The sequence below is a fragment of the Erwinia sp. L03-1 genome, from assembly GCF_058686115.1.
On the sequence record NZ_CM178762.1, the window covers coordinates 4629088 to 4655057 of the forward strand.

19 protein-coding genes, 4 tRNA genes and 3 rRNA genes are annotated in these 25970 nt (G+C 53.3%); 6 read left to right on the top strand and 20 right to left on the bottom strand.

Translation table 11 applies throughout. The annotated features are described in order from the left end of the window. Positions 1-147: 147 nt before the first annotated feature. On the top strand, positions 148-1668 hold the full coding sequence (locus tag AC4PCC_RS21180) for a YifB family Mg chelatase-like AAA ATPase (RefSeq protein WP_492125855.1): 1521 nt from the start codon (positions 148-150) through the stop codon (positions 1666-1668). A 149-nt stretch (positions 1669-1817) separates the two neighbouring features. Here the strand turns inward: AC4PCC_RS21180 and AC4PCC_RS21185 are convergent, their stop codons facing one another. Next, the gene (locus AC4PCC_RS21185; protein WP_067709670.1) at positions 1818-2156 is read right to left on the bottom strand and encodes a MaoP family protein; all 339 of its coding nucleotides are present in this window, start codon (positions 2154-2156) and stop codon (positions 1818-1820) included. A 121-nt stretch (positions 2157-2277) separates the two neighbouring features. Here AC4PCC_RS21185 and hdfR point away from each other — a divergent pair, with 121 nt between their 5' ends. After that, positions 2278-3102, top strand: coding sequence for an HTH-type transcriptional regulator HdfR (gene hdfR, locus AC4PCC_RS21190; RefSeq protein WP_492125856.1), 825 nt, complete (start codon positions 2278-2280; stop codon positions 3100-3102). 398 nt (positions 3103-3500) lie between these two features. Here the strand turns inward: hdfR and AC4PCC_RS21195 are convergent. The 9 genes from AC4PCC_RS21195 to btuB form a co-directional block, all read right to left on the bottom strand. After that, a tRNA-Trp gene (locus tag AC4PCC_RS21195) sits at positions 3501-3576 on the bottom strand. 8 nt (positions 3577-3584) lie between these two features. Further along, a tRNA-Asp gene (locus AC4PCC_RS21200) sits at positions 3585-3661 on the bottom strand. 102 nt (positions 3662-3763) lie between these two features. Continuing rightward, positions 3764-3879: ribosomal RNA gene (gene rrf / locus AC4PCC_RS21205) — 5S ribosomal RNA — on the bottom strand. Between the two features lie 296 nt (positions 3880-4175). Next, a 23S ribosomal RNA gene (locus AC4PCC_RS21210) occupies positions 4176-7080 on the bottom strand. 319 nt (positions 7081-7399) lie between these two features. After that, positions 7400-7475: transfer RNA gene (locus AC4PCC_RS21215), tRNA-Ala, on the bottom strand. 155 nt (positions 7476-7630) lie between these two features. Continuing rightward, positions 7631-7707: transfer RNA gene (locus AC4PCC_RS21220), tRNA-Ile, on the bottom strand. A 74-nt stretch (positions 7708-7781) separates the two neighbouring features. Next, positions 7782-9323, bottom strand: a 16S ribosomal RNA gene (locus AC4PCC_RS21225). The 16S, 23S and 5S rRNA genes sit together here with 4 tRNA genes alongside, the layout of an rRNA operon. Before the next feature lie 359 nt (positions 9324-9682). Continuing rightward, complete coding sequence (gene murI / locus AC4PCC_RS21230; protein WP_492125857.1) at positions 9683-10549, bottom strand: glutamate racemase; 867 nt, start codon at positions 10547-10549, stop codon at positions 9683-9685. Further along, positions 10494-12368 carry a TonB-dependent vitamin B12 receptor BtuB gene (gene btuB, locus AC4PCC_RS21235; RefSeq protein WP_492125858.1) on the bottom strand — a complete coding sequence of 625 codons (1875 nt, stop codon included), beginning with the start codon at positions 12366-12368 and terminating at the stop codon, positions 10494-10496. Before btuB ends, murI begins: the two co-directional genes overlap by 56 nt. Positions 12369-12591: 223 nt before the next feature. On the opposite strand from btuB, the gene trmA reads away from it, so the two are divergent. After that, on the top strand, positions 12592-13698 hold the full coding sequence (gene trmA / locus AC4PCC_RS21240) for a tRNA (uridine(54)-C5)-methyltransferase TrmA (protein ID WP_067709441.1): 1107 nt from the start codon (positions 12592-12594) through the stop codon (positions 13696-13698). Positions 13699-13853: 155 nt separating this feature from the next. Here the strand turns inward: trmA and AC4PCC_RS21245 are convergent, their stop codons facing one another. The 3 genes from AC4PCC_RS21245 to fabR all read right to left on the bottom strand — a co-directional run bounded on the left by AC4PCC_RS21245 (position 13854) and on the right by fabR (position 15586). Further along, on the bottom strand, positions 13854-14450 hold the full coding sequence (locus tag AC4PCC_RS21245) for a DUF2975 domain-containing protein (RefSeq protein WP_492125859.1): 597 nt from the start codon (positions 14448-14450) through the stop codon (positions 13854-13856). A 136-nt stretch (positions 14451-14586) separates the two neighbouring features. Next, on the bottom strand, positions 14587-14934 hold the full coding sequence (locus AC4PCC_RS21250; RefSeq protein ID WP_492125860.1) for a YijD family membrane protein: 348 nt from the start codon (positions 14932-14934) through the stop codon (positions 14587-14589). A gap of 10 nt (positions 14935-14944) precedes the next feature. Further along, on the bottom strand, positions 14945-15586 hold the full coding sequence (gene fabR, locus AC4PCC_RS21255) for an HTH-type transcriptional repressor FabR (protein WP_067709437.1): 642 nt from the start codon (positions 15584-15586) through the stop codon (positions 14945-14947). A 193-nt stretch (positions 15587-15779) separates the two neighbouring features. Between fabR and sthA the strand changes: the two genes are divergently transcribed. Next, the gene (gene sthA, locus AC4PCC_RS21260) at positions 15780-17180 is read left to right on the top strand and encodes a Si-specific NAD(P)(+) transhydrogenase (protein ID WP_067709468.1); all 1401 of its coding nucleotides are present in this window, start codon (positions 15780-15782) and stop codon (positions 17178-17180) included. On the opposite strand, the gene oxyR is transcribed toward sthA, so the two are convergent. Further along, the gene (oxyR, locus tag AC4PCC_RS21265) at positions 17163-18080 is read right to left on the bottom strand and encodes a DNA-binding transcriptional regulator OxyR (protein WP_492127586.1); all 918 of its coding nucleotides are present in this window, start codon (positions 18078-18080) and stop codon (positions 17163-17165) included. The genes sthA and oxyR overlap by 18 nt on opposite strands. A gap of 135 nt (positions 18081-18215) precedes the next feature. Here oxyR and AC4PCC_RS21270 point away from each other — a divergent pair, with 135 nt between their 5' ends. Then, positions 18216-18950, top strand: a complete 735-nt coding sequence (locus AC4PCC_RS21270; RefSeq protein ID WP_492125861.1) for a glutathione peroxidase — start codon at positions 18216-18218, stop codon at positions 18948-18950. 115 nt (positions 18951-19065) lie between these two features. Here the strand turns inward: AC4PCC_RS21270 and AC4PCC_RS21275 are convergent, their stop codons facing one another. The 6 genes from AC4PCC_RS21275 to argC form a co-directional block, all read right to left on the bottom strand. After that, positions 19066-19395 (bottom strand): hypothetical protein, encoded by a 330-nt coding sequence (locus tag AC4PCC_RS21275; RefSeq protein ID WP_492125862.1) that lies wholly within the window; start codon positions 19393-19395, stop codon positions 19066-19068. A gap of 46 nt (positions 19396-19441) precedes the next feature. Beyond that, positions 19442-19771: a hypothetical protein gene (locus tag AC4PCC_RS21280; RefSeq protein ID WP_492125863.1), complete on the bottom strand. Its 330-nt coding sequence runs from the start codon at positions 19769-19771 to the stop codon at positions 19442-19444. A 320-nt stretch (positions 19772-20091) separates the two neighbouring features. Then, positions 20092-21465, bottom strand: a complete 1374-nt coding sequence (gene argH, locus AC4PCC_RS21285) for an argininosuccinate lyase (protein WP_492125864.1) — start codon at positions 21463-21465, stop codon at positions 20092-20094. A 102-nt stretch (positions 21466-21567) separates the two neighbouring features. Continuing rightward, positions 21568-22782 (bottom strand): argininosuccinate synthase, encoded by a 1215-nt coding sequence (locus tag AC4PCC_RS21290; protein WP_345829744.1) that lies wholly within the window; start codon positions 22780-22782, stop codon positions 21568-21570. Positions 22783-22804: 22 nt separating this feature from the next. Next, positions 22805-23581: an acetylglutamate kinase gene (argB, locus tag AC4PCC_RS21295; RefSeq protein WP_492125865.1), complete on the bottom strand. Its 777-nt coding sequence runs from the start codon at positions 23579-23581 to the stop codon at positions 22805-22807. Positions 23582-23596: 15 nt separating this feature from the next. After that, positions 23597-24601, bottom strand: a complete 1005-nt coding sequence (gene argC, locus AC4PCC_RS21300) for an N-acetyl-gamma-glutamyl-phosphate reductase (protein ID WP_492125866.1) — start codon at positions 24599-24601, stop codon at positions 23597-23599. Positions 24602-24781: 180 nt separating this feature from the next. On the opposite strand from argC, the gene argE reads away from it, so the two are divergent. Next, a complete protein-coding gene (gene argE / locus AC4PCC_RS21305; RefSeq protein ID WP_492125867.1) occupies positions 24782-25936 on the top strand; it encodes an acetylornithine deacetylase in 1155 nt (384 codons plus the stop codon). Positions 25937-25970: the final 34 nt, after the last annotated feature.

A 25970-nucleotide genomic window follows, 5' to 3' on the forward strand; every position in this document is an offset into this window, starting at 1 on the left:
GATTGAATAACGGGATCTGTTTTGAAGATCGTCATGTAATGATGCGAAAAAAATATATAAATTTTTCGGCACCGCTCGGTGAAACAGATCTTTGCGCTCGTTTTACGTACAGCATGGGTGCAGGGTATGGCGTCATAAGGAGATGATATGTCGCTATCCATAGCCTGTACCCGTGCCGCAATCGGCGTTGATGCCCCTCTGGTATCCGTAGAAGTTCATCTGAGTAACGGTTTACCCGCGCTGGTGCTGGTTGGCCTGCCCGAAACCACGGTCAAAGAAGCGCGCGAGCGTGTGCGAAGTGCAATCCTTAATTGTGGCTTCACCTTCCCTGCCCGGCGTATCACCGTCAACCTGGCACCGGCTGACCTGCCTAAAGAGGGCGGACGTTACGATCTCCCCATTGCTATTGCCATCCTGGGCGCCTCTGAACAGATTCCTGCGGACAAACTGAGCCAATATGAATTCCTGGGTGAACTGGCGCTTACAGGCGCTCTGCGGGGCGTACAGGGCGCAATCCCCGCCGCTCTGGCGGCTTCCGCCGCCCAGCGCCAGCTTATTCTCTCTACTGATAACCAGAGCGAGGTGGGATTAATCAAAAACGGCAATAGCTTAACCGCCGGGCACCTGCTTGAGGTATGTGCCTTCCTCCATGGGCAGTCACCACTTCGGGAAGCACAATATACCCAACAGGATGCTCTGCCTCAGAGCGAAGATTTGCAGGACATTATTGGTCAGCAGCAGGCTAAAAGGGCGCTTGAAATCACCGCTGCGGGTGGACATAACCTGCTGCTGATAGGGCCACCCGGCACGGGAAAGACCATGCTTGCAACCAGACTCAACGGGTTAATGCCTCCGCTGAGCGACGCAGAAGCACTTGAAAGCGCTGCGATCACCAGCCTTTCCAGCATCGGCGCAATGCGGCGACAGTGGCGCCAGCGCCCTTTCCGCTCCCCTCATCATACTTCATCACGCTATGCCCTGGTGGGTGGCGGCTCAATCCCCAAGCCCGGAGAGATTTCACTGGCCCATCACGGCGTACTTTTTCTGGATGAGCTTCCCGAATTTGACCGAAAGACGCTTGAAGCACTGAGAGAGCCCCTCGAGTCGGGCGAGATCTGTATTTCGCGTGCCCGCGCCCGGGTCACTTACCCCGCCCGCTTTCAACTGGTCGCCGCAATGAACCCCAGCCCCGGGGGGCATTATCACGGCCCTCATAATCTCTGCACCCCCCAGCAAACGTTACGCTATCTGAATCGTCTGTCCGGCCCTTTCCTCGATCGCTTTGATCTGTCACTGGAGGTTCCACTGCTTCCCTCAGGCACCCTGAGTAATCCGCATATCGCGCGCGAGGGAAGCGAAGTCGTTCGTCTGAGGGTGCTGGCGGCGCGGGAAAAGCAGATGATGAGGGGGGGAAAAATCAATGCGCATCTTAATCCCCCTGAGATTCATCAATACTGTCAGCTGGAGCGACAGGATGCATTATGGCTGGAGGAGGTACTTAATCAGCTGGGACTGTCCGTGCGGGCGTGGCAGCGCATCTTAAAAGTGGCCCGAACCATTGCCGATCTCGCGGGAGATGAACAGCTTCAGCGCGAACATCTGCAGGAAGCGGTAAGTTATCGGGGCATTGACCGGTTGCTTATACACCTGCATAAAAGTCTGGAGTAGCACCATCCACTCTCTTAATGCTAACCTGAAGTCGAACCCTCTGCTGCGCCCGGCCAGATCAGCAGGACGCTCTCGGACTTTAGCGCAGTGGGTTAAGCGATACAGACCTAAGCTCAGGCGAAAAAAAAGGCCTTTTCAGGCCCTTTCTCTTAATCGTCGCTGTCCGTATAATCCTCAGCCCCTTCCGCTTGAGGCTTACCGCCTGAAAGGGTATGAAAACGTTTAGGACGCTTGATACGCGACATGTATTTCGACCAGACGCGCTCTGCTTCGGTTTGTGGCTCGCGAATACCGCGACACACTTCAATGAACAGACGCTCTTCTTCCGTCACAGGTTCACGCTTTACCAGATCCAGCTCGTTAAAAGCGTAACCATAACGCTCAAGCAGCTGGGCCTCTTTGATTGTGAAATCACCGTGACGGGAAAAACCGCGTGGATAATGTTTGTTATCAAAAAAACGATTTGTTGTTGCGAAGCTTTCCGCCATTTTACACGCTCCTAACTCTTTTATGGCCGTGCTATTTATGGCGCGGAGTATTAGATACGCTTGACAGAGTGTAAAACAAAACATTTAAATCATAACGACAAATGTTTTTTAGGAGATGGCCGTGGATACGGAATTATTAAAGACCTTTCTTGAAGTGAGCAGAACCCGCCACTTTGGACGTGCCGCTGAAGCGCTCTATCTCACTCAATCTGCCGTTAGCTTTCGCATCAGGCAGCTTGAAACCCAGCTGGGCGTGGATCTCTTCACCCGTCACCGTAATAATATCCGGCTGACATCGGCAGGCGAGCGCCTTCTTCCCTACGCCGAAAGCCTGATGAGCACCTGGATGATGGCGAAGAAAGAGGTGTCGCATACGCCGCAGCATCATGAACTGTCGATTGGAGCCAGCGCCTCGCTGTGGGAAGCCTATCTTACGCCCTGGCTACAGACGCTTTATGAAAGCCGTGAGAGCCTTCACCTGGAGGCGCGTGTGGCACAGCGCCATTTATTGGTTAAGCAGCTTCATGAACGCCAGCTAGACCTGTTGATAACCACTGAAGCGCCCAAAATGGACGAGCTAACCAGTCAGCAAATTGGTCATATCTCGCTCACGCTGTTTTGTTCACAACAATCTGGCAAACGGGAGAAATATGATTATATCAAGCTGGAATGGGGGGCAGATTTTCACCAGCATCAAAGCTATATGGCCGGTGCGGATGATGTTCCAGTTTTAACGACTACCTCAGCCCACCTGACGCGCCAGCTTCTGCACACTACTGGAGCCTGTGCCTTCTTACCCGATTTCTGGCAGAACGAATATGCCGATCTCACAGTCATTCCAGATACGCCCGTCGTAGTCAGGCCACTGTATGCCGTTTGGTTACAAAATAGCGACCAGCAATCACACATCCATCAGCTGTTGGCCTGCCCGGTAAACACGGAATGATGCGTGAATAATAGATTTAATTATTGATGGCCAGTAATACTGGTCATTGTTACGGAGAACAGGAACTCAATCGCAGGTAGCAGGTAGCAGGTAGCAGGTAGCAGGTAGCAGGTAGCAGGTAGAAGGTAGAAGGTAGAAGGTAGAAGGTAGAAGGTAGAAGGTAGAAGGTAGAAGGTAGAAGGTAGAAGGTAGAAGGATACAACATATATAGAGGGAATGAAGATAGAAAGTAAGGGAGTGAAGAGTGAAGAGTGAAGAGTGAAGAGTGAAGAGTGAAGAGTGAAGAGTGAAGAGTGAAGAGTGAAGAGTGAAGAGTGAAGAGTATGATCGGGTAAATGTGTTGGAAGTGCTTTATTTAACGCAAAAAAAATCCTTCGCATATGCAAAGGATTATTTTCTGGCAGGGGCGGAGGGACTCGAACCCCCAACACCCGGTTTTGGAGACCGGTGCTCTACCAATTGAACTACGCCCCTAAATAGGGTGGCGGAACGGACGGGGCTCGAACCCGCGACCCCCTGCGTGACAGGCAGGTATTCTAACCAACTGAACTACCGCTCCACCGATTCTGTACTGAATTCAGAATAATGCTTCTGATATCAGGTATTTCGCCCAATCCACGTCACTGGAGTGGTCATGACCAGCGTACTGGTCTAAATTGATGCCTGGCAGTTCCCTACTCTCGCATGGGGAGACCCCACACTACCATCGGCGCTACGGCGTTTCACTTCTGAGTTCGGCATGGGGTCAGGTGGGACCACCGCGCTACAGCCGCCAGGCAAATCTTGGTGCACGGAACGAATATTTTGCGCTGCTGCACTGGCCGCACCTGCAAACTCAGTCACATACTTCAGTATGCTCCTTCCTTCGCTGCGTTTGCCGCACTGCTTCAGCACAAACTCTTTCGTTCCCGCTAATCTTTTAAATCACACTCCGCGGAATAAGGTCCGCAGGGCAGATAAAATCTCCTGCTCTGTCCCGCATGCGTAATATGCAGAACAGCTTAATTCTTTCCGGATAAGCTGAAAATTGTCTTTCTGTCTCTCAACGCTCACCAGAACGCTTCTGGTGTTGTAAGGTTAAGCCTCACGGGTCATTAGTACCGGTTAGCTCAACGCATCGCTGCGCTTACACACCCGGCCTATCAACGTCGTAGTCTTCAACGTCCCTTCAGGACCCTTAAAGGGTCAGGGAAGATTCATCTCGAGGCAAGTTTCGCGCTTAGATGCTTTCAGCGCTTATCTTTTCCGCACTTAGCTACCGGGCAATGCCATTGGCATGACAACCCGAACACCAGTGGTGCGTTCACTCCGGTCCTCTCGTACTAGGAGCAACCCCTCTCAATCTTCCAGCGCCCACGGCAGATAGGGACCGAACTGTCTCACGACGTTCTAAACCCAGCTCGCGTACCACTTTAAACGGCGAACAGCCGTACCCTTGGGACCTACTTCAGCCCCAGGATGTGATGAGCCGACATCGAGGTGCCAAACACCGCCGTCGATATGAACTCTTGGGCGGTATCAGCCTGTTATCCCCGGAGTACCTTTTATCCGTTGAGCGATGGCCCTTCCATTCAGAACCACCGGATCACTATGACCTGCTTTCGCACCTGCCCGAGCCGTCACTCTCGCAGTCAAGCCAGCTTATGCCATTGCACTAACCTCACGATGTCCGACCGTGATTAGCTGACCTTCGTGCTCCTCCGTTACTCTTTAGGAGGAGACCGCCCCAGTCAAACTACCCACCAGACACTGTCCCCACGCCAGATTATGGCGCCAGGTTAGAACATCAAACGTTAAAGGGTGGTATTTCAAGGTTGGCTCCACGCAGACTGGCGTCCACGCTTCAAAGCCTCCCACCTATCCTACACATCAAGGCTCAATGTTCAGTGTCAAGCTGTAGTAAAGGTTCACGGGGTCTTTCCGTCTTGCCGCGGGTACACTGCATCTTCACAGCGAGTTCAATTTCACTGAGTCTCGGGTGGAGACAGCCTGGCCATCATTACGCCATTCGTGCAGGTCGGAACTTACCCGACAAGGAATTTCGCTACCTTAGGACCGTTATAGTTACGGCCGCCGTTTACCGGGGCTTCGATCAGGAGCTTCTCTTGCGATAACCCCATCAATTAACCTTCCGGCACCGGGCAGGCGTCACACCGTATACGTCCACTTTCGTGTTTGCACAGTGCTGTGTTTTTAATAAACAGTTGCAGCCAGCTGGTATCTTCGACTGGCTTCAGCTCCGCGAGCAAGTCGCTTCACCTACACACCAGCGTGCCTTCTCCCGAAGTTACGGCACCATTTTGCCTAGTTCCTTCACCCGAGTTCTCTCAAGCGCCTTGGTATTCTCTACCTGACCACCTGTGTCGGTTTGGGGTACGATTCGTTGTTACCTGATGCTTAGAGGCTTTTCCTGGAAGCAGGGCATTTGTTACTTCAGCACCGTGGTGCCTCGTCATCACGCCTCAGCCTTAAGGCATTCCGGATTTACCTGGAACACCAGCCTACACGCTTAAACCGGGACAACCGTCGCCCGGCTAACATAGCCTTCTCCGTCCCCCCTTCGCAGTAACACCGAGTACAGGAATATTAACCTGTTTCCCATCGACTACGCCTTTCGGCCTCGCCTTAGGGGTCGACTCACCCTGCCCCGATTAACGTTGGACAGGAACCCTTGGTCTTCCGGCGAGCGGGCTTTTCACCCGCTTTATCGTTACTCATGTCAGCATTCGCACTTCTGATACCTCCAGCAGACCTCACAGTCCACCTTCAACGGCTTACAGAACGCTCCCCTACCCAACAACACATAAGTGTCGCTGCCGCAGCTTCGGTGCATGGTTTAGCCCCGTTACATCTTCCGCGCAGGCCGACTCGACCAGTGAGCTATTACGCTTTCTTTAAATGATGGCTGCTTCTAAGCCAACATCCTGGCTGTCTGTGCCTTCCCACATCGTTTCCCACTTAACCATGACTTTGGGACCTTAGCTGGCGGTCTGGGTTGTTTCCCTCTTCACGACGGACGTTAGCACCCGCCGTGTGTCTCCCGTGATAACATTCTCCGGTATTCGCAGTTTGCATCGGGTTGGTAAGCCGGGATGGCCCCCTAGCCGAAACAGTGCTCTACCCCCGGAGATGAATTCACGAGGCGCTACCTAAATAGCTTTCGGGGAGAACCAGCTATCTCCCGGTTTGATTGGCCTTTCACCCCCAGCCACAGGTCATCCGCTAATTTTTCAACATTAGTCGGTTCGGTCCTCCAGTTAGTGTTACCCAACCTTCAACCTGCCCATGGCTAGATCACCGGGTTTCGGGTCTATACCCTGCAACTTAACGCCCAGTTAAGACTCGGTTTCCCTGCGGCTCCCCTATACGGTTAACCTTGCTACAGAATATAAGTCGCTGACCCATTATACAAAAGGTACGCAGTCACACCACGAAGGTGCTCCCACTGCTTGTACGTACACGGTTTCAGGTTCTGTTTCACTCCCCTCGCCGGGGTTCTTTTCGCCTTTCCCTCACGGTACTGGTTCACTATCGGTCAGTCAGGAGTATTTAGCCTTGGAGGATGGTCCCCCCATATTCAGACAGGATATCACGTGTCCCGCCCTACTCTTCGAACTCACAGCAAATGCATCTTTGTGTACGGGAGTGTCACCCTGTACCCTGCGACTTTCCAGACGCTTCCACTGATGCACAAACTGATTCAGGTTCTGGGCTCCTCCCCGTTCGCTCGCCGCTACTGGGGGAATCTCGGTTGATTTCTTTTCCTCGGGGTACTTAGATGTTTCAGTTCCCCCGGTTCGCCTCGCAACACTATGTATTCATGTTGCGATAGTGTGTCGAAACACACTGGGTTTCCCCATTCGGGTATCGCCGGTTGTTGCGGTTCATATCACCTTACCGGCGCTTATCGCAGATTAGCACGCCCTTCATCGCCTCTGACTGCCAGGGCATCCACCGTGTACGCTTAGTCACTTAACCTCACAACCCAGAAGATTCTGGCTGCGTGACCCGTCTGAACTGCGGCGTTGCTCCGGTGCTCGCAACTGCTCATGGACATAAAGTCCACTCCGCGTTGCTGTGCGCCGGGCGCCTTGCATTTCAGCCGTTCACTCAGCCCTCAGCTTTCTGAGGAGTAAGCATTTGAGAGACCCGACCATATCGTGTTATTTCATTCTTATTACGGAGAATGAAAACGATACGTCGTTTCAATTTTCAGCTTGTTCCGGATTATTAAAGAGCATAATACTTCGCAGCACACCGTTGCCGGTACGCTCTGAAGTATTGTCAGAAAACTGCATGGTGGAGCTAAGCGGGATCGAACCGCTGACCTCCTGCGTGCAAGGCAGGCGCTCTCCCAGCTGAGCTATAGCCCCATACAGTTACTGCAGAGACCTTCCACTACCACTCAACGTGAGTTCACCTGTCGCTGTGAGGCGGCAAATGTTAATTTTTGCTCAGGCAGGCCGTGCGAATGGGAAGTTTACCTGAGGTAAACCACCGCGCGCATAACGCAGCATGAGTGAAAATTTGGTAGGCCTGAGTGGACTTGAACCACCGACCTCACCCTTATCAGGGGTGCGCTCTAACCACCTGAGCTACAAGCCTGTAGAGGTTTTTCTGCTCGTTACTTTTTCATCAGACAATCTGTTGTGGACACTACGCGGGAAAGTATCTTCAGGTAAGGAGGTGATCCAACCGCAGGTTCCCCTACGGTTACCTTGTTACGACTTCACCCCAGTCATGAATCACAAAGTGGTAAGCGCCCTCCCGAAGGTTAAGCTACCTACTTCTTTTGCAACCCACTCCCATGGTGTGACGGGCGGTGTGTACAAGGCCCGGGAACGTATTCACCGTGGCATTCTGATCCACGATTACTAGCGATTCCGACTTCACGGAGTCGAGTTGCAGACTCCGATCCGGACTACGACGCACTTTGTGAGGTCCGCTTGCTCTCGCGAGGTCGCTTCTCTTTGTATGCGCCATTGTAGCACGTGTGTAGCCCTGCTCGTAAGGGCCATGATGACTTGACGTCATCCCCACCTTCCTCCGGTTTATCACCGGCAGTCTCCTTTGAGTTCCCGACCGAATCGCTGGCAACAAAGGATAAGGGTTGCGCTCGTTGCGGGACTTAACCCAACATTTCACAACACGAGCTGACGACAGCCATGCAGCACCTGTCTCACGGTTCCCGAAGGCACTAAGGCATCTCTGCCAAATTCCGTGGATGTCAAGAGCAGGTAAGGTTCTTCGCGTTGCATCGAATTAAACCACATGCTCCACCGCTTGTGCGGGCCCCCGTCAATTCATTTGAGTTTTAACCTTGCGGCCGTACTCCCCAGGCGGTCGACTTAACGCGTTAGCTCCGGAAGCCACTCCTCAAGGGAACAACCTCCAAGTCGACATCGTTTACGGCGTGGACTACCAGGGTATCTAATCCTGTTTGCTCCCCACGCTTTCGCACCTGAGCGTCAGTCTTTGTCCAGGGGGCCGCCTTCGCCACCGGTATTCCTCCAGATCTCTACGCATTTCACCGCTACACCTGGAATTCTACCCCCCTCTACAAGACTCTAGCCTGCCAGTTTCGAATGCAGTTCCCGGGTTGAGCCCGGGGATTTCACATCCGACTTGACAGACCGCCTGCGTGCGCTTTACGCCCAGTAATTCCGATTAACGCTTGCACCCTCCGTATTACCGCGGCTGCTGGCACGGAGTTAGCCGGTGCTTCTTCTGCGGGTAACGTCAATGAGTGAGGTTATTAACCTCACTCCCTTCCTCCCCGCTGAAAGTACTTTACAACCCGAAGGCCTTCTTCATACACGCGGCATGGCTGCATCAGGCTTGCGCCCATTGTGCAATATTCCCCACTGCTGCCTCCCGTAGGAGTCTGGACCGTGTCTCAGTTCCAGTGTGGCTGGTCATCCTCTCAGACCAGCTAGGGATCGTTGCCTTGGTGAGCCATTACCTCACCAACAAGCTAATCCCATCTGGGCACATCCGATGGTGTGAGGCCCGAAGGTCCCCCACTTTGGTCCGTAGACGTTATGCGGTATTAGCTACCGTTTCCAGTAGTTATCCCCCTCCATCGGGCAGTTTCCCAGACATTACTCACCCGTCCGCCACTCGTCACCCAAAGAGCAAGCTCTCCTGTGCTACCGTTCGACTTGCATGTGTTAGGCCTGCCGCCAGCGTTCAATCTGAGCCATGATCAAACTCTTCAATTTAAAAGTTCGATTTGCTTCAACAAGTGAAGCGATGCTCAAGTGTAAAACGTCATAATGAATTTCATTATGTGTTCACTCTTAAGACTTGATATTTTTTGCGCCTTGCGGCGCTGATATCAATCCTGCGAGTGCCCACACAGATTGTCTGATAAATTGTTAAAGAGCAGTGCCACATAATCTCGTGTGGCGCGGGGTGCAGATATTACGCTTTCCCGCTGAAGAGTCAAGGAATTTCTCACTTTTCTCTTCCTGACCCGGTGACCGTTAAGCCGTTGTTCCGTGTCAGTGGAGGCGCATTATAGGGAGTTCCTGACGGGTGACAAGCCCTAAATGCAAAAAAGATTCTAACCGGCTGTTTTTTACCCACAACCCTCATTGAGAGAGAGTTTTTCGAGCTTTTCAAAGCCATATCGCTTTAAAACGGGCAATAACTGTACAGCGCGGTCGGTAATTTCCAGACAAAAAGCAATATTGTCATCGGCAGACTTTGCCACTGGCGATTCGTTTTCTAATAGCCAGGCCGTTCTGCGGGCAATGGCAGCACCGGAATTCACTAACCGGGTGCCCTCGGGAAGAACCTGTTGCAGCTCTTCATTAAGCAAAGGAAAGTGCGTGCAGCCCAGTACGACCGTATCCGGCGGCTCTTTCATTCTCAGCCAGGGTTGCAGGATGCGCCGCACGTCATCCAGCGCTACAGGGTGACCGTGAAGTTTAGCTTCCGCCAGTTCAACCAGTTCGGCCGAGCCCAGCATCTCCGTTTTACACTCACTGGCGAAGCGCTCAACCAGTTCGTGTGTATAAGGACGCTTAACGGTGCCGCGCGTAGCCAACAGGCCAACAACCCCGTTACGGGTGAGGCGAGCAGCAGGTTTGATAGCAGGAACAACGCCGACGACGGGGAACGCAAAGCGCTCGCGCAGGGCGGGCAGCGTGACGGTACTGGCTGAGTTACAGGCGATAACGGCCAGTGCGAGGGGATAACGTCTGGTGACTGCGCTAACGATTTCAACCACCCGCTCCACAATAAACGCCTCTGATTTTTCACCGTAGGGAAAAGCGACGTTATCGAAGACATATATATAGTGCAGATCCGGCAGCAGCTGTCGGATCTCATCGTAGACTGAAAGCCCCCCAACGCCGGAGTCAAAAACCAGCACGCTGGGACGCGGGTCAGAAAGTGTAGCTACCGCTGAGGTAATACTCTCTTCCCGGGGTTTGATAGCCATAGACTGTCTCGTAATCTTTATCAAACAGGTTGGCTATTCTACCACGAACGGTTAGCTGAGAGGTGACAGGATACGACGCAGCAAGATCCCACAGGCTGACGCCACCCAGCTTAACGGTACGGGGTGTGGTTGAAGCGTTATAGTCTTTGTCATAACGCTCCCCCAGATACTGATAGCTTACCGACCAGCCCACGTCATACAGCGTATAGTCCAGCTGATACTTCACCTGCTGCTTAGCACGGCGAGCAAGGATTTCATTCGTCGTACCGTTACGGGGGTCCACATAGTCGTAAGAGACGGAGTGACTGACCGGGCCGGTATTGAAAGAGGCCGTTGCCTCAATGCCTTTGATCTTTGCCTTGTTAATATTGTAATAGCGGAAAGTCGCTGGATCGCTGTCGATAAGACTGTCAATATCATTACGGTAGCCTGACAACCGCCAGTTCACCGAGCCGGCCAGGCCTTCAAAGCCCCCTTCCCACTGCTTACTTTCTTCCGGATTAAGATCGCGATTGCCGTAAATAGCGCTATAAACCTGACTCAGATTAGGCGCTTTGAAGGCTGTTCCATATGAAGCGAAAACGCTGTAGCCCTCACTAAATTCCCATGAGGCGCTGCTCTGCCAGGTGTTATGCCAGCCAAACGTGTTGTTATCATCACCACGCACTGCCCCCTCCAGCGTCACGCTTCCCAGCTTCTGCTGAGTCGTGGCGTAAATACCGGTATTACGCTGCTGCTCTCCTTTACTCACGTAATTGGTATTCGGCTGTGAAATTTGCTGTTGCCAGTCCACGCCTGCGCTGACGGTGCCCTTGCCCAGGGCCAGCGTATTGCCCCATTGCAGATTGTACTGCTCAACGTCATCCAGCGTCGCGGGTTCAGCGTATCGGCCACGACGCGGATCGTAGTTATAGTCTTTCGTGTGGCCGTAGCTGGCGATAAGCTGGGTGGCGTAGCCGTCACGGTTGAAGCGCAGGCCGGTGTCCCAGGTCTGGTTATAAAGCTGGCGCGTATCGACCCGCGCACCCGGTACGCTATAGCTCAGGCTCCCGTCATAGGCCGTACGGTTATCAAAGCCATAGCCCCGAATAAACCCGCTGATTTCATCATCAAACTGATGTTCCACTGAGCCATACAGCGTTTTACTCATGAAGCAGTCGCGATCTTTCTGTGCCGGATCGCCGTAGATATCAGGATAGCCCGCGACAACGTCGTAGCCTTTGGTATAGGTATAGTTGCCGGCCAGGGTGATGCGGGTGGCGCTATCCAGCATCTGCTGGATAGACGCGTCGTAAGACTGATAGCCGTTAGAACCGATACCTGCGGTCAGCGAAGTCCCAGGCCTGTCGCGCAGGGTGATGATATTCATCACGCCGCCGATAGCATCGGAACCGTACACGGCCGATCGTGCGCCGCGGACGTATTCGATACGCTGTACCAGCGAAAGGGGAATTTGGCTGAGGTCGGAAGAACCGCTGATGCCCGCCTGATTCAGGCGAATACCGTCAATCAGCACCAGCACATGTCGGGATTCTGTGCCGCGAATAAACAGCGAACTTTGCTGGCCTAACCCCCCGCTTTGCGCAATATCCACCCCGGGTAAACGACGCATCACGTCAGCCACACTCTTCGCCTGCCAGCGATCAATCTCTTCGCGCGTGACGACAGAGGTCGGGGCTAAAACCGAAGATATGGGCTGGGCAAAGCGGTTCGCGGTGGTCACCAGCGTGCCTTCGGCCCCCTCTGCCACACTATCCTGCGCCCAGAGAGAAATCGCCGTGGCAACAACGGCCAACGGTATTGGCATTTTCTTTGTCATTAATGAAAAGAGATCCAAAAATCATGAAGGTTGCCGCGTAAAATCCATCCTTTACGCACGAGGATCGGTTGGCTATGGGCCAGAATGCGCATCTTATGTTCAAATTTAGCAGAGATCCATGACTCACAAGCCTGAATTAGCAGCATGGCGCACAATGCTGGACATTGAGTGGCGAATCCCTACAATCGCCGGGCAATAAAGCTCCATTAACTCAGGAAATACCATGACGCCCGAAAAGCTGCCGACAGAACACTATGATGCCCAACTTGAAGAGAAGGTCAGCCGTCTGAAGACGCTGATGACGCCTTTCACCGCTATGGATGTCGAAGTTTTTCGTTCGCCGGTCAGCCATTACAGGATGCGCGCGGAATTTCGTATCTGGCACGAGGGGGATGACCTTTATCACATCATTTTCGACCAGCAGACGCGCCAGCGCATTCGCGTAGATAGCTTTCCCGCCGCCAGCCAGATAATCAACGATCTGATGCCCAGGCTGATTGAAGCGCTGCGTGATAACAAAGTACTGCGCTATAAGCTGTTCCAGCTTGATTATCTGTCGACGATGAGCAACCAGATTGTCGTGTCGATGCTTTATCATCGTAAGCTAACCGACGAATGGCAGCAGGCCGCCGCTGAACTGCGTGACAGCCTGCGGTCAGAAGGCTTCGATCTGCAGCTGATAGGCCGTGCCACCCGAACAAAGATCTGTCTGGATCGTGATTTCGTCGATGAGTGTCTGCCGGTTGCCGGAAAGGATATTGTCTACCGGCAGGTTGAAAATAGCTTTACCCAGCCGAATGCCGCGATGAATATTCAGATGCTGGAATGGGCGCTGGAAGTCACAAAGAATGCCCGGGGTGATTTGCTGGAGCTGTATTGTGGTAACGGCAACTTTTCGCTGGCGCTGGCGCGTAACTTCAGGCGCGTGCTGGCAACAGAAATTGCAAAACCCTCGGTCGCTTCAGCACAGTACAACATTGCCGTGAACCAGATTGAAAACGTGCAGATTATACGCATGTCGGCTGAGGAATTTACCCAGGCCATGAAGGGTACGCGTGAATTCCGTCGGCTGGAGGGAATAGATCTGACGGGCTACGAATGCGAGACGATTTTTGTCGATCCCCCTCGCAGCGGCTTAGATGAGGATACGGTGAAAATGGTGCAGGCTTATCCACACATCCTCTATATTTCCTGCAATCCACAGACGCTTTGCGAAAATCTGGCCGTGCTGTCGGAAACGCATGAGGTGACGCGTCTGGCGCTGTTCGATCAGTTCCCCTATACCCACCATATGGAGTGTGGCGTACTGCTAACCGCGCGAAAAAAATAACGCATCTGTAGAACGATAAGCGAAAGCCAGGCGTAATCTCATTGAGAGAGTGGCATTAATAATCTTTACGCCTGGTTCAAAAAATCATTCTTTCGTAAGGCCTTCACAAAAAAAGATGGAAAGCCGGAAAGAGAGATAGTGTCGTCAGTCTTATATTAGGTTTTACGTTGACTGCCCTTCTTTAAAATATATTCATTTTCCTCAAATAAATATCTCGCTTCTGCTAACACCCAGCAAAAAACCAGCAATGTAAATCCTATAATGAAAACCCGTACAGCGTCTGACGTGAAACCAACATATATGCTAATCATGGGGTGTTGCGAAAAGGTAAAAAGCAGAATCTGTAGCGGAGAAAGTATATAGGGTGAGACACCGTCCACAATGAGTAAAATCGCCACACTGCGCAGCAGAACGACATTACCATACCACCATACTTTACCCTTATAAAAGTTGAGAAAGAGGAAAGCAGCACAGAACATAGCCGCGTAGTAGGGTAGCTGATTCAGGCAGTCTAAAAGGAAGGTTCCCAGATAAACATAGCCCCGGGTGGGGATAGTATACTCCTCAAGAAAGGGATAATAAGAGATATAACCCTGGACTAATTGACTGTATGCCTCGTCGAAAAACCAGCTGTATAAAATCATTATCGTTTCTCCAAGGGCGGAGGCGACAAGCAGGAATATCGTCAGGATACAGATAATACGTAACCCTGGGGTAAGCCGGGTAAAAGGAACTTCATCCTCATCCATCATTATTTTGCTCTCCATGCAAAATTAAGCTCTCAGACCTTTATCTCAGCGACATTGACTTTAGTTTATAATAACCTGTAAATCCCCGCACCGGATAAACAGCAGCTAAATATCCGACAAACAGAAAGATATTATATCTCTAACGATTTCGTTTGAGTCTTAACACAAGCCAGAATACCAGCGCAACCATTAGAACGGTTGGAATGAAGTTTGAACCAATAGCAGGATATTCTGCGCGAACGATAGCGCTGTAAAGCAGAATGCCTAACAGAAAAAAACCGGCGGCAAGCGGTGGCATTCCATCCGGCATGGATCGGTTCAAATAGCGATGGTGCAGGCACCAGGCGGACAGCCCCAGCGTAATAAGCGGGAAAATTGAGAACGGCACCAGGGAACTGAATAACACCGAAAACATTCCGTTGATCGCAAGACCGCTGAGAAATGCCAGCAACAGCGTGCCTCTGTCCCGACCTGTAGGTAAACTCATATCACTCTCCTTAACCATGAGATTCAAGCGTTACCGCCAGCTTCTCCTGTTCACGTCGATACCAGTAATAAGCGCCCTTCGAAATCATTCGCAACTGAAGCACCAGCCTCTCTTCAAGCTGACGGCGTTGTTCAATATCAATATCCAACGCCTCGGCTCCGGCGTTAAAGACTATAATCACCATTGCCTCGGCCTGCGCCTCGGTGAAACTGCGCGGCATACGGTTCTCGAGTTCGAGGTAGTCCGCCAGTTCGGCAATAAAATGCTGGATCTCACGCGCAACCGCCGCGCGGAAGGCCGACGATGTGCCTGACCGTTCCCGTAAAAGCAGACGGAAAGCATTGGGATTATTACCGATGAATTCCATAAAGGTAGAGACGGACGTGCGTATCACGCTGCCGCCCTTGGCGATGCGCTGACGCGCCTGACGCATTAGCTGGCGCAGCATCAGTCCACTCTCGTCGACCATGGTTAAGCCAAGCTCATCAACGTCACGAAAGTGACGATAGAATGAGGTAGGAGCAATACCCGCTTCCCGGGCAACCTCCCGCAGGCTGAGGCTGGCAAAGCTTCGCTCGGCGCTGAGCTGGCTAAATGCCGCCTCAATCAGCGAACGACGTGTTCGTTCTTTTTGCTGTGCTCTGACGCCCATATCTATGCCTGTTTTACCTGCCAGGCTGGCACTATAACAAAAATTTCAGCGTACAGTTGCATCAACTTTGTTATCGCCTGTTAACTCAACGCTTTGTCAAATGATGGCAAAATTAGCGGTTAGAATTGGGAAGTGGCCGTCAGGATGTTAGAATATCGTTGAAAAATTGTATAAAAATATAGGACGTATCAGTATGCAACAGTCTTATGATTATGATGCCATCGTTATTGGTTCAGGTCCCGGCGGCGAGGGTGCCGCGATGGGCCTGGTCAAACAGGGCGCAAAGATCGCAGTCATTGAGCGTTATCACAATATTGGCGGCGGCTGCACGCACTGGGGAACGATCCCCTCCAAGGCCCTGCGCCACGCCGTTAGCCGCATCATTGAGTTCAATCAAAACCCGCTTTACAGCGATCATACCCGCCTGCTTCGCTCTTCCTTTGCCGATATCCTGAATCACACAGAAAACGTGATAAGTCAGCAAACGCGTATGCGTCAGGGATTTTATGAGCGAAACCGCTGTGAGCTGTACCAGGGTGATGCACGCTTTCTTGATGCCAATACGATTGAAATTCAGACCCACGACGGTACGGTCGAACGCCTTACCGCAGAGAAATTTGTTATTGCCTGTGGTTCGCGACCTTATCACCCGGTCGACGTCGACTTTACCCATCCGCGCATTTACGACAGCGACTCTATCCTCAATCTGCACCATGAGCCGGGCCACGTCATTATTTATGGTGCCGGAGTGATCGGTTGTGAATACGCTTCAATCTTCCGTGGGTTGAACGTGAAGGTCGATCTGATCAATACCCGCGATCATCTGCTGGCCTTTCTCGATCAGGAGATTTCTGACTCGCTCTCTTATCACTTTTGGAACAATGGCGTGGTGATTCGCCACAACGAGGAGTTTGAGAAGATTGAGGGGACCAGCGATGGCGTGATTATGCACCTGAAGTCGGGCAAGAAAGTGAAGGCCGACTGCCTGCTGTATGCCAACGGCCGTACGGGTAACACCGATTCACTCTCCCTGGAAAACGTCGGCCTGGAAGCGGATGGACGGGGCCTGCTAAAGGTCAACAGCATGTATCAGACCGCACAGCCGCATATTTACGCGGTGGGCGATGTCATTGGGTATCCAAGCCTCGCCTCAGCAGCCTACGATCAGGGACGTATTGCCGCACAGGCGCTGATTAAGGGTGAGGCCAACGCGCATCTGATTGAGGATATCCCAACGGGGATTTATACCATTCCTGAAATCAGCTCCGTGGGGAAAACCGAGCAGCAGCTCACGGCGCTGAAGGTGCCTTACGAGGTGGGTCGTGCGCAGTTTAAGCATCTGGCTCGCGCGCAAATTGTGGGGATGAACGTCGGAAGTTTGAAGATTCTTTTCCACCGCGAAACTAAAGAGATCCTTGGGATCCACTGCTTTGGTGAACGCGCGGCCGAGATTATTCATATCGGCCAGGCCATTATGGAGCAGAAGAACGGTGGCAACACGATAGAGTACTTCGTGAATACCACCTTTAACTACCCCACCATGGCTGAGGCCTATCGCGTGGCGGCGTTAAACGGCCTAAACCGCCTGTTTTAACGCACTGCCCAGGTAGCCCTGCATATGCGTACGGATCTCCTCTGCCAGCTGCTCATAGCGGCTGCGCAGCGGTGAACCCGGCCGATACACCAGCGCAATGGTGCGCTGCGGCTCCGGCTTGTAACAGGGCAGATAGCAGACGCCATCGCGCATGCGTTCTTTCGGCACGGCCAGGGCGGGCAGTAGCGTTATGCCGCTTCCTGCTGCAACCATGTTGCGCAGCGTTTCGAGGCTGGTCGCGCGAAAATGCGTATCTTCATCAGCTCCGGCCTGGAAACAAAAGCCCATTGCCTGGTCACGCAGGCAGTGCCCGTCTTCCAGCATCAGCAGCTTTTCACCCGCCAAATCGGACATTGGCACGCGATCGCGGTCATGCCACGGGTGGTCCTGGTAAATAGCCAGCTTCATGGGTTCATCGAACAGGGGCACTTCGATAAAGGCCTCAGACTCTTTCACCAGCGCCAGAATGGCACAATCCAGTTTACCGCTGTCGAGCTGCGCCAGCAGCTGCTGCGTCTGCGCTTCATGCAGATACATTTCAAGTTTAGGGAACGTTTTGTGCAGCGTAGGGATGATCTGCGGCAGCAGATAAGGGCCTACGGTTGGGATCAGTCCAATGTGCAGCGGCCCGGACATGGCATCGCCCTGCTGGCTGGCCATCTCCTTTAGCACCTTGACTTCCCGCAGTACGGTGCGTGCCTGGTCCACCAGCAGCAATCCAGACTGAGTGAACAGGACTTTACGGCTGGTTCGCTCCAGAAGCATCACACCCAACTCGTCCTCAAGCTTGCGGATTTGACCGCTGAGGGTGGGCTGACTCACGTGGCATGCATCCGCAGCACGACGAAAATGGCGGTGTTCCGCCAGCGCTACAAGGTATTCAAGATCGCGAATATTCATCTTATCCTCCGGGCCACGATAGACCGTGGCGATAGATAGAATAGCAATCAACGATTATCCCTATCAAGTCTTAAAAGTAATAATGTCGCCCGTTCGAGATTTGAATCAATTTTACCCCCATTGATGAGGTAGTTTATGTTCGCAAGTCAGGAAGGTAAGTCAGTCCCACAGGTCACTTTCCACACACGCCAGGGCGACCAATGGGTCGACGTCACAACTGACGAGCTGTTTAAAGATAAAACTGTCATCGTGTTTTCACTGCCGGGTGCCTTTACCCCGACGTGCTCGTCAAGCCACTTGCCACGCTATAACGAGCTGTCAGACGTGTTCAAAAAGCACGGCGTCGACAATATTCTGTGCGTTTCAGTCAACGACACCTTCGTGATGAATGCCTGGAAAGCCGATCAGCACGCAGAAAATATCACGTTTATTCCAGACGGTAACGGTGAGTTTACCCGCGGTATGGGCCAGCTGGTCGAGAAAGCCGACCTGGGCTTCGGTCCACGCTCATGGCGTTATTCGATGCTGGTGCGCAATGGCGTCGTTGAAAAAATGTTTATAGAGCCGAACAAGCCGGGCGACCCGTTCGAAGTGTCAGATGCGGACACCATGCTGCGTTATCTGGCACCGGAATTTAAAGTGCAGGAATCGGTTTCATTGTTCACTAAGCCGGGCTGCTCATTCTGCGCAAAAGCGAAGCAGATGCTGCTGGACCGCGGTATTCAGTACGAAGAAATCGTGCTGGGCCAGGATGCGACCACGGTCAGCCTGCGCGCGATGACCGGTCGGGCCACGGTGCCACAGGTCTTTATCGGTGGACGCCACATTGGTGGCAGCGACGATTTAGAGAAGTACATGCTGGGTCATTGATTCTGATCTAAGTCAATAAGCGGTAAATCGTACAGGCAGAGGCCGCGGTCAGGTTTCCGCGGCTTTAGCTATGCCTTGCAGATACGTTTATACTTCAATAATTTACTGAAAAACATTAACTACCAGGCATACCTTTCATTAAATCACGAAGCAAATCCTTCCCAATTTCTAACGAATTGTTATATCCAGCATAGGGCCCGATAACCGCGCCAGCGACTGCGCCCACCGCAGCTCCCCCGATCATGCCGATCAGCGCAGTCAGTCCCCCGCCGATGCCAACGAGATCGCCCGAAAATGCGCCGCGGCCGCCTAACGTGGCCATTACCCACGATCCCACCACGCCCCCCATAATTGAGCAGGTAGCCCCTTCGACAATATTGATAATGATGTTATTTCCATAGGCACCTGAAACACCATTCACTTCATGTACTGTTAACTCACGCATGATTAAATCCTTTAATTTTTTTCGAAAAATTTACATAAATTAGGGTTTATTTTATTCCACCAGCAATAAGGTTCTGGGCTGCTTCAATTACCAAAGGATAAGTATAAGAAAGCGGGACCATAAAACCCCCAATAAATCCGCCCACGCCACCAATCACTCCACCACCAACGGCCCCTACCAGCTGACCAATGATACTTAGCCCCCAAATGCCGGTGGCGTCGCCACCGTGCAGAAAACCAATGGCACCGCCATTCACTGCCGCTGTTACGCCGCCAAGCACGGAGCTCAGCGTACGGTCTACAACGAACCCTCCGATATCGGCGATGATGCCGCTCCCTGACACGTCAGACATTTCACTTAACGTTAACTCACGCATATCTTATCCCTTTTTAAATTTCCAGATTATGGGGCAGGCAGAATAATTGCATTACGCCGGTATCTTCTTGCGACCAGGATATTATGTAAATGCGTTACCAGTAACAATAATAAAAACTTTATTCTCAGGGGGTATATGCCCACGGGAAATAATTAAACCCGCAATATGGAGGCCTTAAGGTGTCACAGATATTAAATTTCAGAGGATAAACCGGAGATATTTTGGGGGGATTTCTTTAGAGATAAATAAGGGGGGGCCAGCCCCCCTGAAAAGATAGCCAGTATGCCGTCACCGGCTACAGAAAATAAGACGCCAGGCCGCTATCGCAGCCGATTTTTCGCATCAGTGATGGCGAGCGAAACCTGATGAGGTGAAACGCCCCCCTTCGCATTGCGTTTATCAAGACAGGATTGCAGCGACAAAATCGGGTAAACATCCTCTGCAATGACGCTGCTGAATGCCTGTAGATCAGAAAGCGGCAGTGCCTCCAGCGCCACGCCCTGCGTGATGGCGACCACCACCACTTCGCCGACGATATGGTGCGCCTCGCGGAAAGGAACACCTTTTGCCACCAGGTAGTCCGCCAGTTCGGTGGCGTTGGCATAGCCCTGCTCGGCCGCTTCCTGACAGCGTGGACGCTTCACCTGAATGCCATCCAGCACCAGCGCGGCCATATGCAGGCAGTCTGACCAGGTATCCAGCGCGTCGAACAGCCCCTCTTTATCTTCCTGCATATCCTTGTTATAGGCCAGCGGCAGCCCTTTCAGCGTCATGGTCATCGCCGTGAGCGCACCCTGCACGCGACCACACTTACCCCGTATCAGCTCCAGTGCATCCGGGTTTTTCTTCTGCGGCATCAGGGAAGAGCCGGACGTCACTTTGTCTGACAGCTCAACAAAGCCGGACTCACCGGTATTGAAGAAGATCAGATCTTCAGCAAAGCGCGACAGGTGAACCATGCCGATGGAAGCGTCAGAGAGCAGTTCAAGCACGTGATCGCGGTCAGATACCGTATCCAGGCTGTTACGCGTGGCGGAGGCAAAGCCTAACCAACCGGCCAGCTGGTCACGGTCGATTTCGTAGGCCGTGCCCGCCAGCGCGCCACAGCCCAGCGGGCTGACGTCCAGACGCTTCAGGGTGTCCTGCAGGCGGCTCTCGTCACGCGCCAGCATCTCGACGTAGGCCAGACACCAGTGGGCAAAGGTGACGGGCTGCGCACGCTGAAGATGCGTGTAGCCGGGCATTACCGCGTCCTGATTAGCCTCAGCGGTGGTGAGCAGGGCCTGCTGGAGCTGTCGGGTCGCCGTCAGCAGCTCATTCACCTGAGCTTTGCACCACAGCTTGAGATCGGTGGCAACCTGATCGTTGCGGCTGCGGCCCGTATGCAGTTTTTTACCCAGCGCCCCCACTTTGTCAATCAGGCGGCTTTCCACGTAGCTGTGAATATCTTCCGCATCACTTTCCAGGATCTGCTGCGGGTTAGCCCGCACCTCTTCCAGCAGCACGGTCAGTGCACTCTCCAGCTGCTGCTGCTCTTCCGACGTCAGAACATTGACCGTTACCAGCGCTTTGGACCAGGCAATGGATCCCACAATGTCCTGTTCTGCCAGACGATAGTCAAAGCGCAGCGAGTCGTTAAACAGCTTAAAGCGTTGATCCGCTGCCTGTGTAAACCGTCCACCCCAAAGTGCCATGTCAGTGCTCCCTTAAATTCGTTAAGTCGTTGTCACTGATGCCGGTAAGGGGAACGGACGTTATCCGTCCCCAACGCCTGTGCGTACCGGCAATCCGGATACCTATTTTTTTTCGTTCAGCGCGCGAATACGTGAAGAAAGTGAGAACAGCCGGATAAACCCACCCGCGTGACGATGATCGTAAACCTCATCTTCGCCGAAGGTAGCAAACTCTTCAGAGTAGAGGCTATTGGCGGATTTCTTCTGAATCGCCGTCACCTGCCCCTTGTACAGCTGAAGGACCACTTCGCCATTTACTTCTTCGGCCAGTGCCTCAGCGGAGGCCTGGATAGACTTACGCAGCGGCGCAAACCAGCGGCCATCGTAAACCACGTAGGACATCTCAAGGCCCAGCTGCTCGCGCCATTTAAAGCTATCGCGATCTAATACCAGCTGCTCAACGGCGCGGAGCGCATTAACCATAATAGTGCCGCCGGGGGTTTCATAGCAGCCGCGCGACTTAATGCCGACCAGACGGTTTTCTACGATATCAATACGGCCTACGCCATGCTTAGCACCCAGCACGTTCAGCTTTTCCAGACACTTGTACGGGCTGAGTGCCTCGCCGTTAACCGCAACCACGCGCCCTTTTTCGACGGAAACGGTGACCTGCTCGGGCTGGTCCGGCGCTTCCAGCGGGTCGACTGTCCATACCCAGCAATCTTTATTCGGCGCGTTCCACGGGCTTTCCAGTACGCCACCTTCGGTAGAGATATGCCACGCGTTCTCATCACGGCTGTAGATTTTTTCCAGCGAAGCCGTGGTCGGAATGTTGCGCTCCTTCAGATAGTCCAGCAGCGCTTCACGGGAACGCAGGTTCCACTCGCGCCATGGCGCAACGACGGCAAGCTGGGGAGCCAGCGCGGTGTAGGTGGTTTCAAAGCGCACCTGGTCGTTGCCTTTACCGGTTGCGCCGTGGCACAGCGCATCCGCACCCACTTTCAGCGCCAGCTCAACCTGGGCTTTGGCGATGATAGGTCTGGCCATTGAGGTGCCCAGCAGATAGGTACCTTCATACAGGGCGCCGGTCTGCAACACGGGGTAAACGTAGTCGCTGATAAAGGCTTCGCGCAGGTCAACCACGTGGCACTCAGAGGCACCAGACTGGATTGCCTTCTGCTCAACGCCTTCCAGATCGCCACGCTCCTGGCCGATATCCGCAACAAAGGCCACGACTTCACAGCCGCCGTAGTTCTCTTTCAGCCATGGAATAATGGCAGAGGTATCCAGACCACCGGAGTAAGCCAGAACGATTTTTTTTATGCTCTTATCTTGCATTGTCTTATCCTTGAACATTCTGTTAAGCGAGGATCCGGGTGCCAATTGACACGCCGTTAAAGAGGTTTTGCAGCTGTTCTGCATGACGCCAGCTGGCAATATCCACCGGACGCCCCAGCGTGCGGGCGGCGTCCAGCGCGGCATTCACTTTGACGACCATGCCATCGGTGATGATCCCCTGGGCGATCAGCGCTTCGGCCTTCGCCGCCGTCATCTCTTCAATGCGCTGGCCTTTGCCGTCCAGAATACCGCTCACGTCAGACAGCAGGATCAGGTCCGCTCCCAGGGTCGCGGCCAGGGCCGTTGCCGCCTGGTCAGCATTAACGTTCATTAGCTCACCCTGCTGGGTGATGCCGATGGAGCTGATAACCGGCAGAAAACCCGCGGTCAGCAGCGTTGTAATAAGCTTAGGCGAACCGGGCGCCGCCTGACCCACGTGGCCCAGCTGTGGGTCGAACTGTTCAACCTCCACGATACCGCCGTCGGCCAGGCAGAGGCCAACGGCGTCAATACCGTGTTTCTTCGACCAGGCCAGCAGGGTTTTATTTGCGGTGCCGGCCAGCGCACCGGTAATGATGTCGATCTGATCGGCAGGCGTGACGCGCAGCCCGTTTTTCTTTTGCACCGGCAGAGAGAGCTTTTTCATCAGTTCATCCACCAGACAGCCGCCACCGTGGACGATAAGCAACGGACGCTGATGCGATTCACGCCAGCTCACCAGCGCAGAGAAGAGTTTTTCCAGCGCTTCTTCACTGTCCAGCAGTACGCCACCGAGTTTGATAATAAGAGGATTCGTCATTTCGCTACTCGCTGATTAAATAAGTGACTCAGTTTCCGGGAAACCGAAACGAATATTCAGGCACTGCACCGCCTGGGAAGAGGCACCTTTGAGCAGGTTATCCTCTGCCGCTACCACGATCAGATGCTCACCCTGCACGACAAAACCGATATCACAGAACGGCAGCCCGGCTACCGCTTTAACAGACGGTACGCCTTTATCGTACAGTCGTACCAGCGGCTTATCGTGGTAGGCGTTATGAAACGCCTCAGCCACATCCTCAGCGCTGATGCCCGCTTTCAGACGGCAGGTAATGGTTGCCAGAATGCCGCGTGGGAAATTGCCCAGATGTGGGGTGAAGATCACCGGGATCCCGAGATGGGCGGTGATTTCAGGGTGATGACGATGATTGAACAGGCCATAGGGCTGCAGGCTGACTTCGCAGAAGCTGGTACTGACGGACGCTTTACGCCCGGCACCGCTGACGCCGCTGGTGGCATTGATCACTGGCCACTGGGCGTCGTTGAGCAGACCGGCTTCCACCAGCGGCTTCAACGCCAGCTGCGCCGCCGTCGGGTAGCAGCCCGGTACGGCGATCAGCTGGGCCTCTTTAATGCTGTTATGCTGCCACTCTGCCAGGCCATAGGCAGCTTTATCCAGCCACGACTGGTGCTGATGGGCAAAGCCGTAGTAACGGCTGTAAAAGCTCTGATCGTTGACGCGGAAGGCACCCGAGAGATCGAACACCACGCAGCCCGCCGCCAGAAAGGCTGGCGCAAGGTCGTGGCTGACTTCATGGGCGGTGGCAAGAAAAACCACGTCGACCTTATCAGCAAACTCCTCTGCCCGGCTCATCGGCTGTAGCGGCAAATCGACGATGCCTTTCAGCTGTGGATGAAGCTCAGAAAGCAATTTTCCTGCGTCGGGGCTTTGCGCTGAAACCGCTAAAGCGGTTATGTTCACCTGGGGGTGACGGTTCAGATACGTCACCAGCTCAACGCCAGCATAGCCACTGGCACCCACAATCAACGTATTCAACATCAGACTGACACCTTTTCCTGGTCAGAAAATTCCGGGCTGCAGCGGCCTGCCGCTGTATTCCCAGGCGATCGGCGCAGGACAGGGAAGATTAATCGGTTTCCATCCGCACGCCATTAATGTATTTTTATTCACTAATACTGCATGAATATTGATACTATCCTAACGCAAGGACTGTCAACAGTGAAGACAAAATTACCGCCTTTTATCGAGCTTTACCGCGAGTTGATTGCCACCCCCTCCATCAGCGCAACCGATATCGCCATCGATCAGAGTAATGAAACTTTAATCAGTTTGCTCGCGGGCTGGTTCCGGGATCTGGGCTTCAGCGTGGAGGTCCAGCCCGTTCCCGGTACGCGTCACAAATTCAATATGCTGGCAAAAACCGGTAGCGGTGCGGGCGGCCTGCTGTTAGCGGGCCATACCGACACCGTTCCCTTTGATGATGGCCGCTGGACCCGCGATCCCTTCACCCTGACCGAACACGACAATAAGCTGTACGGACTGGGAACCGCCGATATGAAAGGCTTCTTTGCTTTCATTTTAGATGCGCTGCGCGACATTGATCTCAACACGCTGGAAAAACCGCTCTATATCCTGGCGACGGCGGATGAAGAAACCACCATGGCTGGCGCGAAATACTTCTCGGAAACCACCGCGATCCGCCCTGACTGCGCAATTATCGGCGAGCCAACCTCGCTGAAGCCGGTGCGCGCCCACAAGGGCCATCTCTCCCAGGCGATCCGCATTCAGGGACAGTCAGGCCACTCCAGCGATCCCGCACGCGGCGTCAATGCGATTGAACTGATGCATGAGTCCATTACCCACCTGATGGGACTGCGTAAGACGCTGAAGGCGCGCTACCATCATGACGGTTTCGCTATCCCTTATCCGACCATGAACTTTGGCCATATTAACGGCGGCGATGCGGCAAACCGTATCTGCGCCTGCTGCGAACTGCATATGGATATCCGCCCGCTGCCTGGCCTGTCGCTGAAGGAGCTTGACGGATTGCTCAATGAAGCCCTGGCACCCGTGAGCGAGCGCTGGCCTGGTCGGGTAACGGTAAGTGAACTGCACCCTCCTATTCCGGGATACGAATGCCCACGCGATCATCAGCTGGTTCAGGTGGTAGAAAAACTGCTGGGGACGGAAACGGAAGTGGTCAACTACTGTACAGAAGCGCCGTTTATTCAGGAAATATGCCCGACGCTGGTGCTGGGGCCTGGCTCTATCAATCAGGCACATCAGCCGGATGAATATATTGATACCGCCTTTATCAAGCCAACCCGGGAGCTGATTGCTCAGGTGGTGCAGCATTTCTGCCACCCGCAATAAAATTCATAAATTCCTGTGATTTAGCCACCACAGG

What these genes read in the sequence shown, in the direction of transcription:
- sthA (WP_067709468.1), top strand. Translation starts at nt 15,780, where the DNA reads ATGCAACAGTCTTATGATTATGATGCCATCGTTATTGGTTCAGGTCCC.
- btuB (WP_492125858.1), bottom strand. Translation starts at nt 12,368, where the DNA reads ATGACAAAGAAAATGCCAATACCGTTGGCCGTTGTTGCCACGGCGATT.
- AC4PCC_RS21185 (WP_067709670.1), bottom strand. Translation starts at nt 2,156, where the DNA reads ATGGCGGAAAGCTTCGCAACAACAAATCGTTTTTTTGATAACAAACAT.
- AC4PCC_RS21245 (WP_492125859.1), bottom strand. Translation starts at nt 14,450, where the DNA reads ATGATGGATGAGGATGAAGTTCCTTTTACCCGGCTTACCCCAGGGTTA.
- AC4PCC_RS21290 (WP_345829744.1), bottom strand. Translation starts at nt 22,782, where the DNA reads ATGCAAGATAAGAGCATAAAAAAAATCGTTCTGGCTTACTCCGGTGGT.
- AC4PCC_RS21280 (WP_492125863.1), bottom strand. Translation starts at nt 19,771, where the DNA reads ATGCGTGAGTTAACGTTAAGTGAAATGTCTGACGTGTCAGGGAGCGGC.
- AC4PCC_RS21180 (WP_492125855.1), top strand. Translation starts at nt 148, where the DNA reads ATGTCGCTATCCATAGCCTGTACCCGTGCCGCAATCGGCGTTGATGCC.
- trmA (WP_067709441.1), top strand. Translation starts at nt 12,592, where the DNA reads ATGACGCCCGAAAAGCTGCCGACAGAACACTATGATGCCCAACTTGAA.
- murI (WP_492125857.1), bottom strand. Translation starts at nt 10,549, where the DNA reads ATGGCTATCAAACCCCGGGAAGAGAGTATTACCTCAGCGGTAGCTACA.
- argB (WP_492125865.1), bottom strand. Translation starts at nt 23,581, where the DNA reads ATGACGAATCCTCTTATTATCAAACTCGGTGGCGTACTGCTGGACAGT.
- argC (WP_492125866.1), bottom strand. Translation starts at nt 24,601, where the DNA reads ATGTTGAATACGTTGATTGTGGGTGCCAGTGGCTATGCTGGCGTTGAG.
- AC4PCC_RS21250 (WP_492125860.1), bottom strand. Translation starts at nt 14,934, where the DNA reads ATGAGTTTACCTACAGGTCGGGACAGAGGCACGCTGTTGCTGGCATTT.
- AC4PCC_RS21275 (WP_492125862.1), bottom strand. Translation starts at nt 19,395, where the DNA reads ATGCGTGAGTTAACAGTACATGAAGTGAATGGTGTTTCAGGTGCCTAT.
- argH (WP_492125864.1), bottom strand. Translation starts at nt 21,465, where the DNA reads ATGGCACTTTGGGGTGGACGGTTTACACAGGCAGCGGATCAACGCTTT.
- AC4PCC_RS21270 (WP_492125861.1), top strand. Translation starts at nt 18,216, where the DNA reads ATGTTCGCAAGTCAGGAAGGTAAGTCAGTCCCACAGGTCACTTTCCAC.
- fabR (WP_067709437.1), bottom strand. Translation starts at nt 15,586, where the DNA reads ATGGGCGTCAGAGCACAGCAAAAAGAACGAACACGTCGTTCGCTGATT.
- oxyR (WP_492127586.1), bottom strand. Translation starts at nt 18,080, where the DNA reads ATGAATATTCGCGATCTTGAATACCTTGTAGCGCTGGCGGAACACCGC.